This is a genomic window from Sulfolobus islandicus Y.N.15.51 (genome assembly GCF_000022485.1).
Taxonomy (GTDB): domain Archaea; phylum Thermoproteota; class Thermoprotei_A; order Sulfolobales; family Sulfolobaceae; genus Saccharolobus; species Saccharolobus islandicus.
Genome location: NC_012623.1, coordinates 869250 through 886407, shown reverse-complemented (window position 1 = coordinate 886407; position 17158 = coordinate 869250). Strand labels below are relative to the sequence as shown.

At 32.3% G+C, this 17158-nt stretch carries 21 protein-coding genes and 1 pseudogene; 16 read left to right on the top strand and 6 right to left on the bottom strand.

From position 1 onward, the window contains the following. The first annotated feature begins 21 nt into the window (after nucleotides 1-21). The 5 genes from fbp (at nucleotide 22) to YN1551_RS04790 (ending at nucleotide 3726) form a co-directional block, all read left to right on the top strand. The gene (gene fbp, locus YN1551_RS04810) at nucleotides 22-1170 is read left to right on the top strand and encodes a fructose-1,6-bisphosphate aldolase/phosphatase (protein WP_012713997.1); all 1149 of its coding nucleotides are present in this window, start codon (nucleotides 22-24) and stop codon (nucleotides 1168-1170) included. A 10-nt stretch (nucleotides 1171-1180) separates the two neighbouring features. Beyond that, complete coding sequence (locus tag YN1551_RS04805) at nucleotides 1181-1420, top strand: 30S ribosomal protein S17e (RefSeq protein WP_012711820.1); 240 nt, start codon at nucleotides 1181-1183, stop codon at nucleotides 1418-1420. Between the two features lies 1 nt (nucleotide 1421). Next, the gene (locus tag YN1551_RS04800; protein WP_012713998.1) at nucleotides 1422-1673 is read left to right on the top strand and encodes a hypothetical protein; all 252 of its coding nucleotides are present in this window, start codon (nucleotides 1422-1424) and stop codon (nucleotides 1671-1673) included. Between the two features lie 119 nt (nucleotides 1674-1792). After that, nucleotides 1793-2074, top strand: coding sequence for a hypothetical protein (locus YN1551_RS04795; RefSeq protein ID WP_012713999.1), 282 nt, complete (start codon nucleotides 1793-1795; stop codon nucleotides 2072-2074). Nucleotides 2075-2100: 26 nt separating this feature from the next. Beyond that, complete coding sequence (locus YN1551_RS04790; RefSeq protein ID WP_012717296.1) at nucleotides 2101-3726, top strand: ATP-binding protein; 1626 nt, start codon at nucleotides 2101-2103, stop codon at nucleotides 3724-3726. Here the strand turns inward: YN1551_RS04790 and thsB are convergent. Together thsB and YN1551_RS04780 are read right to left on the bottom strand one after the other, a co-directional pair. Further along, complete coding sequence (gene thsB / locus YN1551_RS04785) at nucleotides 3723-5381, bottom strand: thermosome subunit beta (RefSeq protein WP_012711824.1); 1659 nt, start codon at nucleotides 5379-5381, stop codon at nucleotides 3723-3725. The genes YN1551_RS04790 and thsB overlap by 4 nt on opposite strands. Before the next feature lie 55 nt (nucleotides 5382-5436). Continuing rightward, nucleotides 5437-5949 (bottom strand): TFIIB-type zinc ribbon-containing protein, encoded by a 513-nt coding sequence (locus tag YN1551_RS04780; RefSeq protein ID WP_012711825.1) that lies wholly within the window; start codon nucleotides 5947-5949, stop codon nucleotides 5437-5439. Between YN1551_RS04780 and YN1551_RS04775 the strand changes: the two genes are divergently transcribed. Genes YN1551_RS04775 through psmB form a run of 3 tightly spaced genes read left to right on the top strand, consistent with a single transcriptional unit; the run spans nucleotide 5950 to nucleotide 8285 of the window. Then, complete coding sequence (locus YN1551_RS04775; protein WP_012717295.1) at nucleotides 5950-6372, top strand: tRNA-splicing endonuclease; 423 nt, start codon at nucleotides 5950-5952, stop codon at nucleotides 6370-6372. It abuts the gene before it with no gap. Nucleotides 6373-6378: 6 nt separating this feature from the next. Then, on the top strand, nucleotides 6379-7659 hold the full coding sequence (gene hisS, locus YN1551_RS04770; RefSeq protein WP_012717294.1) for a histidine--tRNA ligase: 1281 nt from the start codon (nucleotides 6379-6381) through the stop codon (nucleotides 7657-7659). Between the two features lie 35 nt (nucleotides 7660-7694). Next, complete coding sequence (gene psmB, locus YN1551_RS04765; RefSeq protein WP_012711828.1) at nucleotides 7695-8285, top strand: archaeal proteasome endopeptidase complex subunit beta; 591 nt, start codon at nucleotides 7695-7697, stop codon at nucleotides 8283-8285. Here psmB and YN1551_RS04760 read toward each other — a convergent pair. Continuing rightward, entirely contained in the window at nucleotides 8282-8680 is a 399-nt protein-coding gene (locus YN1551_RS04760; protein ID WP_012717293.1) for a DNA-directed RNA polymerase subunit G, read from the bottom strand. The genes psmB and YN1551_RS04760 overlap by 4 nt on opposite strands. A gap of 46 nt (nucleotides 8681-8726) precedes the next feature. On the opposite strand from YN1551_RS04760, the gene YN1551_RS04755 reads away from it, so the two are divergent. After that, entirely contained in the window at nucleotides 8727-9167 is a 441-nt protein-coding gene (locus YN1551_RS04755) for an Lsm family RNA-binding protein (RefSeq protein ID WP_012714001.1), read from the top strand. Beyond that, nucleotides 9164-10672, top strand: coding sequence for a tRNA guanosine(15) transglycosylase TgtA (tgtA, locus tag YN1551_RS04750; RefSeq protein ID WP_012717292.1), 1509 nt, complete (start codon nucleotides 9164-9166; stop codon nucleotides 10670-10672). The genes YN1551_RS04755 and tgtA overlap by 4 nt, the downstream gene beginning before the upstream one ends. On the opposite strand, the gene YN1551_RS04745 is transcribed toward tgtA, so the two are convergent. The 3 genes from YN1551_RS04745 to YN1551_RS04735 all read right to left on the bottom strand — a co-directional run bounded on the left by YN1551_RS04745 (nucleotide 10640) and on the right by YN1551_RS04735 (nucleotide 13048). After that, a complete protein-coding gene (locus tag YN1551_RS04745) occupies nucleotides 10640-11362 on the bottom strand; it encodes a proteasome assembly chaperone family protein (protein WP_012711832.1) in 723 nt (240 codons plus the stop codon). The two genes, tgtA and YN1551_RS04745, sit on opposite strands and share 33 nt — an antisense overlap. Further along, nucleotides 11359-11763 (bottom strand): PUA domain-containing protein, encoded by a 405-nt coding sequence (locus tag YN1551_RS04740; protein ID WP_012714002.1) that lies wholly within the window; start codon nucleotides 11761-11763, stop codon nucleotides 11359-11361. Before YN1551_RS04740 ends, YN1551_RS04745 begins: the two co-directional genes overlap by 4 nt. Before the next feature lie 103 nt (nucleotides 11764-11866). After that, nucleotides 11867-13048: a proteasome-activating nucleotidase gene (locus tag YN1551_RS04735; RefSeq protein ID WP_012717291.1), complete on the bottom strand. Its 1182-nt coding sequence runs from the start codon at nucleotides 13046-13048 to the stop codon at nucleotides 11867-11869. A 72-nt stretch (nucleotides 13049-13120) separates the two neighbouring features. Here YN1551_RS04735 and YN1551_RS04730 point away from each other — a divergent pair, with 72 nt between their 5' ends. The 6 genes and pseudogenes from YN1551_RS04730 to YN1551_RS04705 all read left to right on the top strand — a co-directional run bounded on the left by YN1551_RS04730 (nucleotide 13121) and on the right by YN1551_RS04705 (nucleotide 17136). Further along, nucleotides 13121-13615 carry a multiprotein bridging factor aMBF1 gene (locus YN1551_RS04730; RefSeq protein ID WP_012717290.1) on the top strand — a complete coding sequence of 165 codons (495 nt, stop codon included), beginning with the start codon at nucleotides 13121-13123 and terminating at the stop codon, nucleotides 13613-13615. Beyond that, nucleotides 13612-14682: a GTPase HflX gene (gene hflX / locus YN1551_RS04725; RefSeq protein ID WP_012711836.1), complete on the top strand. Its 1071-nt coding sequence runs from the start codon at nucleotides 13612-13614 to the stop codon at nucleotides 14680-14682. Before YN1551_RS04730 ends, hflX begins: the two co-directional genes overlap by 4 nt. 50 nt (nucleotides 14683-14732) lie before the next feature. Further along, nucleotides 14733-15215: a tRNA methyltransferase gene (locus YN1551_RS04720; RefSeq protein ID WP_039698602.1), complete on the top strand. Its 483-nt coding sequence runs from the start codon at nucleotides 14733-14735 to the stop codon at nucleotides 15213-15215. Continuing rightward, nucleotides 15208-15745 (top strand): annotated as a pseudogene (gene tfe, locus YN1551_RS04715) (transcription factor E). The gene YN1551_RS04720 and the pseudogene tfe overlap by 8 nt, the downstream one beginning before the upstream one ends. Further along, nucleotides 15732-16700 (top strand): DNA cytosine methyltransferase, encoded by a 969-nt coding sequence (locus YN1551_RS04710; RefSeq protein ID WP_238527878.1) that lies wholly within the window; start codon nucleotides 15732-15734, stop codon nucleotides 16698-16700. The pseudogene tfe and the gene YN1551_RS04710 overlap by 14 nt, the downstream one beginning before the upstream one ends. Beyond that, the gene (locus YN1551_RS04705; protein WP_012717288.1) at nucleotides 16672-17136 is read left to right on the top strand and encodes a RecB-family nuclease; all 465 of its coding nucleotides are present in this window, start codon (nucleotides 16672-16674) and stop codon (nucleotides 17134-17136) included. The genes YN1551_RS04710 and YN1551_RS04705 overlap by 29 nt, the downstream gene beginning before the upstream one ends. The last annotated feature ends 22 nt before the right edge of the window (nucleotides 17137-17158 follow it).

The following is a 17158-nucleotide window of genomic DNA, read 5'->3' as shown; positions in this document are numbered from 1 at the left end:
TATGTATATCTAAATTAAATTATGAAAACTACACTTAGTGTGATCAAAGCCGATATAGGAAGCCTAGCTGGACATCATGTTGTTCACCCTGATACTATAGCTGCAGCTAATAAGATATTAGCAGAAGCTAAAAGGAATAACGTAATTTCCGATTATTACATAACTTATGTTGGAGACGATTTACAATTAATAATGACTCATAATAGAGGAGAACTAGATACTAAAGTTCATGAAACAGCCTGGAATGCCTTTAAAGAAGCTGCGAAAGTAGCTAAGGATTTAGGATTATATGCTGCAGGGCAAGATTTGCTTTCAGATTCCTTTTCTGGAAATCTTAGAGGAATGGGTCCTGGAATTGCTGAAATGGAATTTGAGGAGAGACCTGCTGAACCAGTGGTTATTTTTATGGCTGATAAGACTGAGCCTGGTGCATATAATCTACCATTATATAAAATATTTGCAGACCCATTCAATACTGCTGGGCTAGTAATAGATCCAACCATGCATGAAGGATATAAATTTGAAGTTTTAGATGTATATGAAGGAGAGTCAATAATTTTAAACACACCAGAAGAGACTTACGATCTACTTGCGTTAATAGGAACCCCTAGCAGATACATTGTTAGAAGAGTTTATAGAAAGGCCGATAATTTACAAGCCTCAGTTGTTTCTGTAGAAAGATTGAATCTAATAGCTGGCAAATACGTAGGCAAAGACGATCCAGTTATGGTAGTAAGAGCTCAACACGGTTTGCCTGCGTTAGGAGAAATCTTAGAAGCATTTACAGTACCTTATTTGGTACCGGGGTGGATGAGAGGTAGTCACTATGGACCTCTTATGCCAGTATCACAAAAGGATGCGAGAGCCACAAGGTTCGATGGTCCTCCTAGGTTAGTAGGTTTAGGATTTAACATCAAAAATGGGAAACTAGTAGGGCCTACTGATTTATTTGATGATCCTGCATTTGATGAGGTAAGGAGAACAGCTGTAATAATTGCAGATTACATTAGGAAACATGGCCCATTTATGCCTCATAGATTAGAGCCACAAGAAATGGAGTACACCACACTCCCATTAGTAATAGAGAAGTTAAAGAATAGATTTAAGAAAGAGACAGATATGTATAAAACTAAACCAAGCGTATATTCACACGAAAGTTCGCATGAATAAGGTGATTCAAATGGGTAATATATACACTAAAGATATAAAAAGAATAGTAAAGGAGATATATAACCAATATAAAGATGAAATAAAAGATGATTATAATACAAATAAACAAATAGTTGTTAGGTATGTTGATGTAAAGTCAAAGAAAGTGAGGAACAGAATAGCGGGATATCTTACAAGGTATTATAAAATCATGAAAGAAAAAGAGACTTCTCCAACTGAAGAGAAGGAGGAAATATCAGAAGAGATCTAGAATGCCGAAAGTGATATTAAAGGGACCACTAGTTTCTCAACTTAATTGCAGAGAAATAGACGTCAGTGATAAAGAACTTTTCAATGTATTACTGAAGATAGATGGCGAGAAGCATCTAATATTGAACCATAATAATCAAATAAAATCTGGAATTCTAATATTAATAAATGGAAAAGACTGGAGATTATATAATGATCAATTTTTAAATGAAAATGATATCATTGAGATAATACCCATAAATCATGGTGGTTAGAGATATCGAAGGTTCAAGTAAGTAAGTTAGATAAGATAGACGTTGCTAAAGTTAATAACTTAATTAAAAACGACAATAATTATGTTAGTCAAGTCTTACCTATCGTACCGTTTGAAGGGGTGCTAAGACAAGCTTGCTTTTTATACTTCAACTATAATACAACTAGAAATAAGATAAAGAGTCCAACTATGTTTTTCTTACTTCTCCTATTACCATATGAACAAATAAAGGATGCATTAGATTACATTAGAAGTGAAATCGGTAAGGTGAATGAGTTGTATTTAATAGAATGTAAAAAGGCTGTTAGTACTAAAGAAGACTACTTACCATATCAAATTGTAGGAAATAAAGAAAGATTAATTTTAACTAAGAACGCATTACTTTTAATCGACTCGCTGTAGTTAATAATCATAAAACTCGTTACAAGATGAATAAAAATCTTTGGGTTCCTATATTACTCATAGTTCTGGGAATTGGTATTCTGTTTCATAATTTAATTAATATTAACTTAGTGTTTTTCATGGTACCAATTATAATAGTGATAATTATTTCGTTTATTTTTAGAAATTCTTTAAAATTACATATAAATAAATATATTCTAAAAAATGGAATCTTCCAAATCGTTTACGACAATACTTGCGTTTGCGGTGTTGCTATGAAAATAACAGGTAAAATTGAACCAACTTCGAATAAAAACGATATAGAAAAAGAACTTAAAGACTTTATAAATGCGATAGCCAGAAAAGATTCTGAATTTAAGTTCACAATATTCACTATAGTAGAAAAAAATAAACTAGGTTCTTCAATTATAATTTATAAGATATTAGAGAATTCTGCTGATACAAGACTAGATAGTTTTATGGAAGAAGTAAATAATTTATTGGTGCTAGCAAAAGCCATAGCTCCGCATTTAGAGTTTAAAGTTATTCAACCATCAAAAAACGTACTTCCAATTCCAATGACCTTTGGGAACTACCCTTTTTTAACGGTGTCAGAGATAACCTACACCAATCCTATTAACTCTAATAATATTGTATCTGAGGATTTTGACGTAGAGATAGGAGAGGCTACTAATGGAACAGTAACATCAAAGGTAGGTATAAGAGTAAAGGACATAACAAGACATATAGGCATATTTGGGAGTACTGGATCTGGAAAGACAAATACGGCGATACTTTTAGCTTCTCAATTACACACCAAAGGTGTTAAGGTGATTATATTAGATTGGCATGGTGAATATGCTCAATTCCTTAAAAACGATTTTAGAGTTTATGATGAGGAAACTATAGTAAAAATAAATCCGTTGCACTTGATAGATCTGGACGTAGAGGATACAGTAGATATTATTGGAGATGTTTTACAATTAACAGATCCACAACGATTTTTACTTTATACTATATTATTAAAACTAAAAAGTTATAGAAAATTCTCAATTAATCAGTTATTAGAAGTTATTAATAATATTGAGGATACCTCATACTGGATGAGAGACGTAAAATATGCGTTGCTTAGAAAAATATTTATCTTATTTATACCGACTGCTTCAAAATTATTTTCTACTATAGATGAAATTTCCCTTAATGAGTTCCCAGACTATTTGATGACTTCTACAGTCATAAACTTAGGATTTATTTCGAATCTTAAACTTAGGAAATTGTATTCATTATTCCTAATAAAACTTATAGTGGAAAGTTATATAAGATATAAGATAACTCAACAGACTCTTGTCATTCTAGATGAAGCTCAAAATTATTTCAATAAGGAAGGAAATGAATTTATAGATAGATTAGCCTCTGAGATCAGAAAATATAATATAGGCCTATGCTTTATTACACAATCGCCTTCACTACTTTCACAGAATGTGTTAAAAAATACAAATATCAAGATTATTCATTCAATAAAATCTGATATTGATAAGAAGGCTATTAGAGATACGTTATCACTTGATGAAAGGCTTACACAAAGTTTAGATAAACTAGACGTAGGCGAGGCAGTAATAAGCGCGCCAAATCTAAAAGTTCCTATAATAATTAAAATTAAAAAAATGTCTTAGTCTTCAGAGGACTTTTCTTCTTTCTCTTTCTTACCGCCTGGCTCACTTCCACCCTTCTTTCCAGCTGCTACAATATCGTCTATTCTTAACACTAATGCTACTGCTTCTGTTGCAGCCTTAATTGCATTCATTTTCACTAATGCCGGTTCAATAACACCTAATTTCCACATATCCTCTGGATTTCCAGTAAATAAATTAAGTCCATACCATTTATTGGTCTCATTCTCGTGAAGGCTTCTTAATTGCATTAATTTGTCTATAGGATCTAATCCTGCATTTTCCGCCAATATCATGATAAGTCCTTCTATTGCATTAGCATATGCTTCAATTGCTAATTGCTCTTTGCCACCAACTTGTGGGGCATACTTTCTTAATCTCTTAGCTATCTCTATCTCAACAGCTCCACCACCAGCTACTGCTCTACCATCCCTTATTACATCTGCCACTGTACCTAAAGCGTCCCTAAGAGCTCTTTCAGTCTCATCTACTACTCTCTCTAATCCTCCTCTTATTAGTATACTAACTGATTTTGGATTCTTTGCACCTTCTACGAATACCATCTTATCCTCTCCTACTTTTCTCTCTTCCACTAATGCGGCATAACCTAGATCTTGTGAAGTTAATTCATCAATATTTGATATGACTCTACCTCCGGTAGCTCTAGCTAATTTCTCTAAATCACTCTTCTTGGCTCTCCTAACAGCTAATATACCTTTCTTAGCTAAATAGTGTTGTGCAACTTCATCGATACCTTTCTGGCATATTACAACGTTAGCACCAGTAGCTGCAATCTTATCTACTTTTTCTTTCAATATGTTTTCTTCTTCTTCTAAGAATTTGTGCATCTGTGTTGGATCGTTAATTCTTATTTCTGCATCCAATTCGGGTTTCTCAACTTCTAATGAAGCGTCTAAAAGCGCTATCTTAGCATTTTCAATCCTCTTTGGCATGCCCGGATGTACAACTTCCTTATCAACTACTATGCCGTATACTAATTGAGTATCATTAATGCTACCACCATGTTTTTTAACTATTTGTACATTATCTAGATCAACATACCACTTATCTCCTCTTAATTCTGCTACTTGTGCCACTGCTTTAACCACAAGGTCAGCCAAATACTCTCGTGCACCTGCTACTGCCTTACTGCCTAAGGATGTTAATGCTACTTTCCTAAGTACGTCAGTATCATTTATGCTGACCGGTTGTGCTATATCTTGGATGGTCTTTAATGCAATCTCTTCTGCCTTCTTATATCCGCTTACAATTATTGTTGGATGAATCTCCTTATATAAAAGATCTTCTGCTTTTTTAGCTAATTCTCCAGCTAGAATTACAGCAGTTTTAGTGCCATCAGCTGTTTCCTCGTCTTGTCCTTTAGCTATCTGAACTAAAAGCTTACCTGTTGGGTGTTGTAAATCCATTTTATCAAGAATAGTAGCTCCATCATTTGTTATTGTAATATCTCCTAAACTATCAACAAGCATCTTGTCCATTCCACGTGGACCATAGGTGCTTTTTAATGCCTCTTCAATTGCTTTCACTGCAGCAATATTAGCCCTTAAAGCTTCTTTTCCATATGTTCTACTTGATCCCTCTTTTAAAATTATTACAGGTATACCTTCGGGTGTAGTTGCAACTGTAGCTGTTGCCATTTTACGCACCTTCCACTCTGTCTTAAAAAAAGGTTATATAAAAATTTTACTCAAATCAGATCCGATCACTTTCTTCGTTGAGTTTATCGAAAATTAATGTTAAACGTTTCCTACTAATTCTTTTAAGTCTTTTTCTAAGATTTTCATTTTTTATACCAAATTCTTTCAATTGATGCAAATATCGATCATTTAATGCAAATCTAAAATAAATTAGAAGACCTAGTTTACTTTTAGCTTTTAAACCACTCAAAATACCCTCGTCATATAACACTTTATATATTTTTTTATATTGAGCATCAAGTAACATAGATCTTAAGATAATTTCATATTGATCTGTTTTCTTGTTTTCAATACGATTCTTCTTTAAGAAAGTCTTAATTCTTAATTCTTTAATTAAGATATCATCTTTATAGAACTTATTGCTTATTATGATTGTCTCTGTACTCTCTGATTCATTTCGCCCACTATAGTAAATATTATCAATAATTATACCACAATTACTACATACAACTTCCCCGTTCTTATTATCCCAAACTATTTCGTTTGAACCACATACAGGACATTCCATATGAAAACAATAACTTTTATGGGGAATATACTTATTTTTGATAATGTGACTATAATGTCTGAGAAAGCTGAAACTACTTTAGAGAAGATATATTTAGCATTAAGCTCATCTAAACAGTTACCTAGTGAGATCATTTATCTTGTAAATTGGGATAAAGTTGATGTATTTGTTGACTTAAAGCAGAGAGGAAGAGTTACAATTGACGGTATAGATGAACAATCGCTTATAATAAAGGACAAGGAAAATGGAAAATATACTGCTATGGTTTTAATAGTAGATGAAAATGAAAAGGTAAGTTTTAAGAAAATATTAGATAAACTACATCAGTCGAAATCAATGAATTTAGAACTTTATCTTTCAATTGTTGATAAATATGGAGATGTAACATATTGCACAATATCTGAGATAAAAATGTCAAAGTGACTTAACATGACAAAATTTGAAACAGTAAGAGGTATGAAAGACTATATTGGAATCGACGCAGAAAAAATTAGATATTTAGAATCTACCTTCAGAGACTTAGCAATAAAATATGGATATTCTGAAATTATAACTCCAGTAGTAGAAGAATTTAAACTGTTTGCGTTGAAGGGCGGGGAGGAGTTAAGGGAAACCATGTATGTGTTTAAGGATAAGGCAGATAGAGAGTTATCATTAAGGCCTGAAATAACACCAAGTGTAGCAAGAGCTTATATACAAAACTTACAGAGTTCACCCAAGCCGATAAGACTATTCTACTTTGGTACCGTTTATAGATATGATGAACCGCAATATGGCAGATATAGAGAATTTAGACAAGCTGGAATAGAGATGATAGGTGATTCTTCTATCTTAGCTGATCTAGAAGTACTAGACTTGTTATATAATTTTTATGATAAGCTTAATCTTTCTAATGATATAACTATTAAAATAAATAATATTGGCATATTTAGAAAAATAATGGACAAATATAATATTGAAGATAATTTACAAGAGCACATCTTGCATCTAATAGATAAGAACAAGATTAACGAAGCTCTAGATATCCTTGAAAAAAACCTAAAGAATAAAGATATAATAGACTTTTTTTATAAGATTCTAACTAAGAAGGATACAAAGCTAGAAGATATAGAGTCCCTAGCTGAATTAGAGGAAGTTTCAAGACTAGATATTAAAAGTGAATTTTTATATCTATTTCGATTGTCTAGGATTCTAAGCGACTTAAATATAAAATTTAAGATTGACTTAGGTTTTGTAAGAGGATTGGCATATTATACTGGATTAATATTTGAGGTTCTTCATCCCTCGGTACAGTTTAGTATTGCCGGAGGAGGTAGATATGATAAACTTATAGAACTTTATGGTGGCTTACCCTCACCTGCAATAGGATTTGCAATAGGAGTTGAGAGAACTTTATTAGTAATTAAAGACTTGAAAGTTGAAGAACCAGTAAATGTAATAGTAATAGGCATGTCAGAAGATACAATTCCATCCATGTTTATGGTATCGAGGATATTAAGAAAAGAAGAATATAAGGTAGTAATAAACACTAAAGATCAGCCTCTTTCAAAGCTATTACCTTACTACGCCTCACAAGGATTTAAAGTCGCGATAATAATAGGTAAGCAAGAATTGGAGAAAAATATGATAACTGTTAGAAATTTAATTACACGAAAACAGATTTCCGTTCCACTAGAGAACATTGAAGATGCAATAAAACAAACGTTATAAATGGCATTTAGAAGTATATTTATGGGTAAACTAACATGGAAGAATTGCCTGCAACTGCTATTGGTTTAAAGGTAAATGATGGAATTGTATTAGCTTCTGAAAGACGATTAAGCTATGGTGGTTATGTACTAAGTAAACAAGCGAAGAAAGTACATAAAATAGGTAAATTTCTCATGGCGGGGGCCGGAATATATGGCGACTTACAGACTTTGACGAGAATAATGAATGTAGAAATAAAGTACTATGAGATTTCAACTGGTAAACCAATTTCTGTTCACGCTGCAGCTAAATTACTTTCAGTAATACTATATCAGTATAAAGTAATGCCGTTCATTTCAGAGATTCTATTCGGTGGAGTGGATGAAAAAGGACCACAACTTTATGTATTAGACCCTATAGGTTCATTAATTGAAGATAACTACGCTGCAGTGGGATCGGGAGCCAGGATCGCTATAGGAGTTCTTGAATCTGAATATGATCCTAATATGAATTTAGACATAGCAGCACAATTAATAACAAAGGCGATAAAAGCATCTATAGAACGTGATATCACATCGGGAGATGGAATAGATTTAGCGATAATGGATAAGAAAGGAAACTATGAAAACAAATTCATCCCATACTAAGTATTTTTCTTCACACAGAAGTAAATATGATCCATAACATTTAATTGATGTGTTTTAAGAAAGCTTTCTTTATTGCTTATTATCTTTACTAGCAATCCAAATAATGAAATTATCGTTGTATATCTATTTCCGTTGTTTGAAGAAGAATCTTTGAGCTCAGTAACTATATAGCCGTGTCCACAGAAGTCATCATTAGTATATGATAGCCTATTTTTAGAAATGATAGCCTTCACTTTTTCTTTTTGGCTAAATATATTGATATTATCAATTATATCAAAACTTATATTAAAGTCGTTGCAAGACATGTGTATTATGGATAAATTCTTTAGGCTACCTCTTTCAATACTATTTATTTCACAACTTAGAATTATTTCTTGTGCCTTTGATTCCATCATATTACTATTTAAGTTTTAATTTATTAACGTTATTGGGGACTATAATATGAGTAGTGGAAGAAGAATCTCGAGCGAATTGAATAACCTAATAGATAAGACTATTATTGTAAAAACAACTAATGGAAAAACGTATACTGGTCAACTTTATGCATATGAACTTTCGCCATTTATTATTAGTTTAACAAATGTTAAAGATGATAATAATAACACTTTCTATAAGTTAATGATAAATGGAAATATAATTTCTGAGATAATAATTAAGAATCCTCCTCTATTTGAGCCAAGAGAGTTTGCAGAATTAGTTGAAAAATCCTTAAATTTAAGGCCAGCTGATATAAAAGTTTACGAAGAGACAGGAGTAGTGACAATTCTGGAGAGAATTAAAGTATCACAAAATGGAGTAGAAGGAAGTGGGCCAATGGCCCAAAGAATTTACGATCTATACAACGATTATATAAATAAAAAGAAAAAGGAATTAGGTCTATGACCGTATTTGAAGTGAAATACGAAGATTTGGCAGGAAGAATAGGAATCTTAAAAACAAGAAGCGGTAACTTAGAAACTCCAGTATTCTTTCCAGTAATTAGTATATTAAAAGATGAAATATCAATAGATGAGATTAAAAATATGGGATTTAAAAATTTTATCACAAATTCGTATATATTATATAAAAATAAATATATAAAAGATGATATACATAAGGAGCTAAACTCTGAAGATATGATCATAATGACGGATTCGGGAGCATATCAAATTCTAGAGTATGGGGATATAGGAATAACCAATTATGAGATAGTGAATTATCAGCTCAAGATAAAACCGGACATTGGGGTAATATTAGATTTACCTACCGGAAATACAAATGATTATGAAAATGCTAAAATAACAGTATATGAAACTTTAAAGAGAATAGAAGAAGCATCAAAAATCATAGTAAAAAATCAAGATAACAATATTATTTGGGTATATCCGATACAAGGAGGAAAATATCTTGATCTAGTTAAGACTTCTGCTGAAGGATTATCTAAATTTGAAGACATATACAATATGGTTGCGCTTGGTAGTCCAACAGTTCTCTTAGAGCGGTACATGTATGATACCGTAATTGACATGATTTATACTGCTAAATCTAACATAAAAAGAGGAATTCCGTTTCATTTATTCGGAGGAGGGTTACCTCATATCATTCCATTTGCAGTAGCATTAGGAGTAGATAGCTTTGACTCTGCCTCATATATAATATATGCTAGAGATAATAGATATATTACTAGGACACGTGTATACAAATTAGAGGATTTAGAATATTTTCCATGTTCTTGTCCAATATGTTCTAAATACACACCTAAAGATTTACTTGAAATGAATGAGGAAGAAAGAACAAGAGCATTAGCTATTCATAACCTTTATACTATTTTAGAAGAATTCAAAGCAGCTAAACAAGCAATTAAGGAAGGAAGACTATTTGAATATCTTCAAGAAAAAGCTTACTCTCATCCTGCAGTATATTCTGCATTCAAAAGATTGATAAAATATAAAGACTATTTAGAAAAATATGACCCTAGAATAAGGGGAGATCCAAAAGGTTTGTTTTTATTTGATAATAACTCTTTACATAGGCCAGAAATCATACGTCACTCGAGATTTTTGGAAAGGTATGTGCAAAAGAAAGATAAAGTAGCTATATATTGCTATGATAAGGCGATAAGCGATACTGCCTATGATTATATTAAAAGTATAAAGGAAAGAATAACTGATCATAATAGTAGTGACATATTTATAGCGATACCGTTTTTTGGTTTAATACCGTTAGAGGTCTCGGACTCTTATCCACTATCTCAATTCGAGATTCCAAACGAAATAGATGAAGACGTAATAGCAGACATGAAAACTAAAATCGTTTCGTTCTTAAGATGTAAAAATTACCAAAAAGTAGAGTTAGTAAACTGTGAAAAACTAGGTTTACATATAGACTCTATCAGCACTTCCTCTTGATAATTCTTTCTGCAATAACTCCATTTGTTTTTGTAAATCCTCTTCTATTCTTTTTGCCTCTTCGTATAATTCATCTACACTAACGTTTAAGCTAAGCATTTTATTTAAAACTTCTATTGCAGTTGCAGCTGCTACTGGATCTGTCCTTTCACGATCTGCGTATGGTAACAAAACTAATGCTGGCAAGTCTTCAATTTCAGAATGTAAAGTGAATAAAGCTAATGGACCTACCATTAGTAATTGTTTGTCTAATTGAGGGTAATCTAAATTCAAACTGCATTTTGATGTTTTTAGCCATTTTAAACTCTCATTTCCAACTTTATACCTTTTATCTAGTGCTCCTACTAGAAGTATATTATTAATCGATAATTTCTTAATCCATTTTATAACTTGTGAAGCGAAATCATTCCACTCACGTTGAAACGGTAAAATATGATTAAGTAATAGTACTAAATGTTTATCCTTGTCATAAAATATATCAAAAGGTGTTGCGATACCGTAATCATCTACAAACGTGACGTCTCTATAATATTTAGTTACAACATACCCTATTCTTTCCATTTTTCTTTTTAAGGCTAAATGTCTTATTGCTAAATAGCCTACCTCCCCTATAGTTCTAAATCCAGTTATAAATGTAGAACCTTTTAGCTCACTTAAGTCTTTCTTTATTATTATCTTAACATTACTCATCTAGTACACCTCTTTTTCACGTGAACTGCCATACCTCTTTTATACTCCATCATTTCTTCTCCGGATAATTTAGCTTTACCTATTGCTATTAACTCGTCATTTTCATTTACAACTATCACCTCATCTCCAGCCCTTATTCGTTTATCAACTGCTATTACATGTTTAGAGAAAACATTTCTTCCATTTTTTATAAACTCTTCTAAATTCTTGGGTATTACAACCCTATATTCTGGAAACTTTGAACAACCCTTAATTACACTCCCGCTTAACAAGGTAAGGGAAAATAAAACATCTTGGGCCCTTAACACTAAATATAACTCTCCCCCACTGGTTAACACGTTTCTGATTTTCTTTGTATTTATGGATCTCTGAATTAAAAAATGCTTATCCTCGGGAAACAAACATCTAGAAACATTATAATCGAATTGATATTCAGCAATGTAACGTAAGGTTGAGATTTCATTATAGCTTGCTTCTACTGGTTCACTTAAAAACTCTTTATACTTAGCTATACTTCTCTCGCCTCTCTTTCATACTCTCCATATTATTCCTTTTAACATTAATCTTGGTTATAGCATTAACTAAATCCTTCATTGTAACCTTATTCCTACCATCCCTAATTGCCATATACGCTGCTTCAACACAAACATTCTTAATATCAGCACCACTAAATCCTTCTGAAAGCTGCGACAATAATTCAAGATTTATATTATCCTCGACTTTCATTTTCTTTAGGTATATGTTAAATATCTCAGTTCTTCCTCTAAAATCTGGTAAGGGAACCTCTATTATCCTATCAAATCTACCAGGTCGCAATAATGCAGGATCCAATATGTCTATCCTATTCGTAGCTGCAATGATCTTAACGTTATCCAACGGATTAAATCCATCGAGCTCAGCCAAGAGCTGCATTAACGTTCTCTGTATCTCCCTTTCTCCACTTGTTCCTATATCTATTCTCTTAGCACCTATGGCATCAATTTCATCAATGAAGATTATTGATGGTGCCTTTCTTTTAGCCATTTCAAATAACTCTCTAACTATCCTAGCACCTTCCCCCACAAATTTTTGTGCGAACTCTGAAGCAACAACATGAATGAAGACGGCATTACTCTCAGTAGCTACTGCTTTTGCCAACATAGTCTTTCCAGTACCTGGCGGACCATATAATAAAACTCCCTTTGGTGGTTCTACTCCTATCTCTCTAAATATCTCAGGCTTCTTCAAAGGTAATTCCACAACTTCCCTTAACTCCTTTATTTGCTCTTCTAATCCACCTATCTCAGAATAAGTTACGTTAGGTTTTTCCACAATTTCCATTGTCTTTACAATTGGATCTTCCTTCTGTGGCAAAACCTCTAATATAGTAGATCCTCTTTGATTTAAGGCAACAGATACTCCAGGCTTTATTAATTTTTGATCAATATGACTAGCTACATTTACTACTAAATTTGGTCCAGACGAACTTCTAACTAGTACTCTACCGTCTGGTAAAACGTCTAATACAACTGCCTCAATTAATGGAGGACTTAACATTTTTTCCATTTCTGCTTTATAATAATTTAGTTCTTTTCTTAGATTTTCAATTTCAATCTGTAATGACTTGATTTTTTCTTCTAATAATCTAACCAATTGAACCTCGTCTGAAGAAGAAGCATCCCTTATTGTGTCAAAATCTCCGGACAATTTAACTCGTATATATACTTGTTTGACATAGACTAAAAATGTTTAATACAAGTATTTACAATAGGTATCTATATGCAAGCTAATAGTGAAGAATACTGTGAATTATGTGGATCTCCAATTCATGGTAAAGGTATAACTATGTCATATGAAGGCTCAATTATTACTGTATGTAATTCATGTTACAATAGAATAAGAAAGCATGCAGTGATAGTAAAAGAGGATAATAAGAAAAGTGAAACACAAAAGAAAACCACTCCTAAACCGCCTAAAATGGCAGATACTGAATTAGAAATTGTAGCAGACTATTACAAGATTATTAAAAATGCTAGAGAACAATTGGGTATCTCACAACAACAATTAGCACAGAAATTAAAAGTATCGGAAAATATCATTAAAAGATTTGAAAGTGGTAAATTGAAGCCTACAATCTCTCAAGCCAGACAGCTAGAGAAAATTCTTGGTATTAAGCTAGTTACCCCATTAGAAAATGAAGAAAGCGAGAAAGAATTCGATGAAACAGAATTAACCTTAGGGGATGTAGTTAATATTAAAGAGGGAAAGAAGTGAAAAGTGCAGTTCTTTTTGTATCTGAAGAATTTAAGGAAGAGGCAATCGCGTTAGTTGAGGGGGCTAACTACAAGATAGTTAGGATTTACAAATTACCAAAATCGCCTAATGTGAAATTTTATATACAATATGATAAGCTGCAACAAATTAAAAACGACGAGGAGATTTCCACTTTAATCGTATTCGAACAACTTAAGCCCAGACACTTTATAAATCTGAGAAAAGAACTAAAAGGAAAAGAGATCCTAGACAAAATACTCCTTCTCTTAGAAATATTTGCATTGCATGCAGGGTCAAAAGAAGCAAAAATGCAAATAGAACTGGCCAGGCTTAAGTATGAACTACCGATAATAAAGGAAACGTATACTAAATCAAAAATAGGCGAACAACAAGGTCCTTTAGGAGCTGGAACGTATGGAGTAGAATCTACAATAAAATTTTATAAAAGAAGAATCAATAAACTTATGAAGGAATTAGAAAATATAAAGGCCTTTAAAGAAAAATCCATAGAATCTAATAAGAGGAACAATATTCCTTCTGTTGGAATCGTAGGATATACAAACTCCGGAAAGACCTCGTTATTTAACTCATTAACCGGGTTAACACAGAAAGTTGATACAAAACTATTTACCACAATGTCACCTAAAAGATATGCCCTCTCTATAAATAATAGAAAGATTATGCTAGTTGATACTGTAGGATTTATTAGAGGAATTCCACCACAAATTGTAGATGCTTTCTTCGTCACTCTGTCAGAAGCAAAATACTCAGATGCATTAATTCTTGTAATAGATTCTATGTTTTCGGAAAATTTACTAATTGAGACTTTGCAATCCTCTTTCGAAATTTTAAGAGAAATAGGAGTTTCGGGTAAGCCTATACTAGTAGCCCTTAATAAAATTGATAAAATTGATGGCGATTTATATAAAAAGCTTAATCTAATAGAAAAGCTATCAAAAGAGTTATATTCTCCCATATTCGATGTCATACCTATATCAGCTTTAAAGAGAACAAATCTTGAATTATTAAGGGAGAGGATATACCAGCTAACAACACAGTTGAGTTGAAAGATATATATGTTTTAAGGTTAGGCCATAGACCAGCTAGAGATAAAAGAGTGACAACACATGTAATCTTAGTAGCAAGAGCTTTTGGAGCTAAGGGTGTTTATATCGAAGGTAAAGATGAAAAAATGATAAAATCTATATCAAAAGTCATAGATAGTTGGGGTGGATCGTCATATTTTTTGGTAAAAGAAATCGAAAACGGCAAGAATATTGTAAATGAATGGAAAGAAAAAGGAGGTACGGTAATACACTTAACAATGTATGGAATTAATATTAACGATCTTCAAGATAAGCTTGATAAAATAAAATATCCTCTATTAATAATTGTAGGAGCAGAAAAAGTTGAAGGTTGGTATTATCGTAATGTGGATTACAACATAGCAATAGGGAATCAGCCACATTCTGAAGTAGCAGCACTGGCAATTTTTTTAGACAGAATTTATAAGGGACGAGAGCTATATATGGAATTTGGAGATGCGAAAATAAAGATATTACCTCAGAATGTTGGCAAGAAGGTGATAAGAAATGGTTAATGCAGAGGACTTGTTTATTAATCTAGCGAAAAGTTTGTTGGGAGATGACGTGATTGATGTTTTGCGAGTGCTACTAGAAAAAGGGACTGAAATGACAGATGAAGAAATAGCGAATCAGCTTAATATAAAGGTTAATGATGTGAGAAAGAAATTGAATTTGCTGGAGGAGCAAGGTTTTGTAAGTTATAGGAAAACAAGGGATAAAGATAGCGGATGGTTCATTTATTATTGGAAGCCTAACATAGATCAAATTAATGAGATACTATTAAATAGAAAAAGGTTAATATTGGATAAATTAAAATCAAGATTAGAATATGAGAAAAATAATACGTTCTTCATATGTCCACAAGATAATAGTAGATATTCATTTGAGGAAGCGTTTGAAAATGAATTTAAATGTTTGAAATGTGGATCTCAACTAACCTACTATGATACGGAAAAGATTAAGTCATTCTTGGAGCAAAAAATAAGACAAATAGAGGAAGAGATAGATAAGGAGACAAAACTTTGGGGCAAATAAAAGTCATTGATCTATTTTCTGGAGCTGGAGGATTTTCATTAGGTTTCAAAAAATTAGGAATAGAGCCTAAATTAGCAATAGATATAAATCACGCTGCAGCTAGAACATATTCATTAAATTTTCCAAATACAATAGTAATCGAAGACGATATAAGACAAATAAGTGGAAAAGAGATTTTAAAAAATGTAGGGGATGAAATAGACGTAATAATTGGAGGCCCTCCATGTGAGGGATATACTGCAGCTAATCCCTTACGTATGCAAGATCCTTTAGATAGATTATATTTAGATCAAAGAGGGAGTTTAACACTGGAATTCATAAGGATTGTGGATGAACTAAAACCGAAAATCTTTGTAATGGAAAATGTTCCAGCGATTATTGAAACTCAATCACTAAGAGATGCTCTAATTAATGAATTTAAAAGAGCTGGATACAATAATATATTCTTCAATATATTACATGCTGAAGATTATGGTAACCCATCTAAACGAAATAGGGTATTCATCTCAAACGTTAAAATATTGCCTATTAAAATTCAAAAAAGAGTCACAGTTTATGATGCGATTCATGATTTAGATAGCAAACTAGACGTTCCTAATAACGAGGTAAGCGAGCCTAACGAGAAAAAACTTCTGAAAATTTCTAAAATTGGGTACGGAGAGTATTTAACAATGTACAAGGCGAGTAAGGGAAAAAGTATGCCACTATATATTAGACTTTCTCCATTCGATCTAGCACCTACAATTTTGGGTAATTCTAGATTTATACACCCATTCCATGATAGATTCTTAACTGTGAGAGAGCAGGCCAGACTAATGAGTTATCCTGATGATCATGTATTTTTAGGAAGCAAAGATGAACAGTATAATCAAGTAGGTGAATCTGTTCCAGTAGCCTTATCTACCGCTATAGCTAAAGAGATTCTGGGTATACTAAATGAAAGAGTTATATTTCGGCCTACATAACCTAACTAGTAATCAAAGACTCTTGGACTTTTCTAAATTAGCCTTTAATATAAAGTACGTAAAGTATTTAGTTCTCACTAAGTTAGGTGGGACAGCTGCGCAATCTGGAGTTCCAGAAGTTAGTAAACTAGCATTTAAATATAATAAGCCTATTTTGGTACTGCCAGAACTAAAGGACGCTATAGATCTATTAAAACCAGAAATTACACTCCTAGTATCACAGAATGCTGAAAAACAAATTGATTTTAATATTCTTATGAAATATGATAAAATATTGATAATATTTTCTGGAATAGAAGGGAGTGGTTTTAACAAAATAGAACAATCTCTAGGGGAGTATGTAAGAATAGTAGAAGATGCTCAAGATTTAGGAGCCGTAAGTTTGGCATCCTTCTTTTTATGTAAGTATTTACAATTAGTAGAAGGTAAAGTTTAAAAGAGAAAACAATAACCTAGTA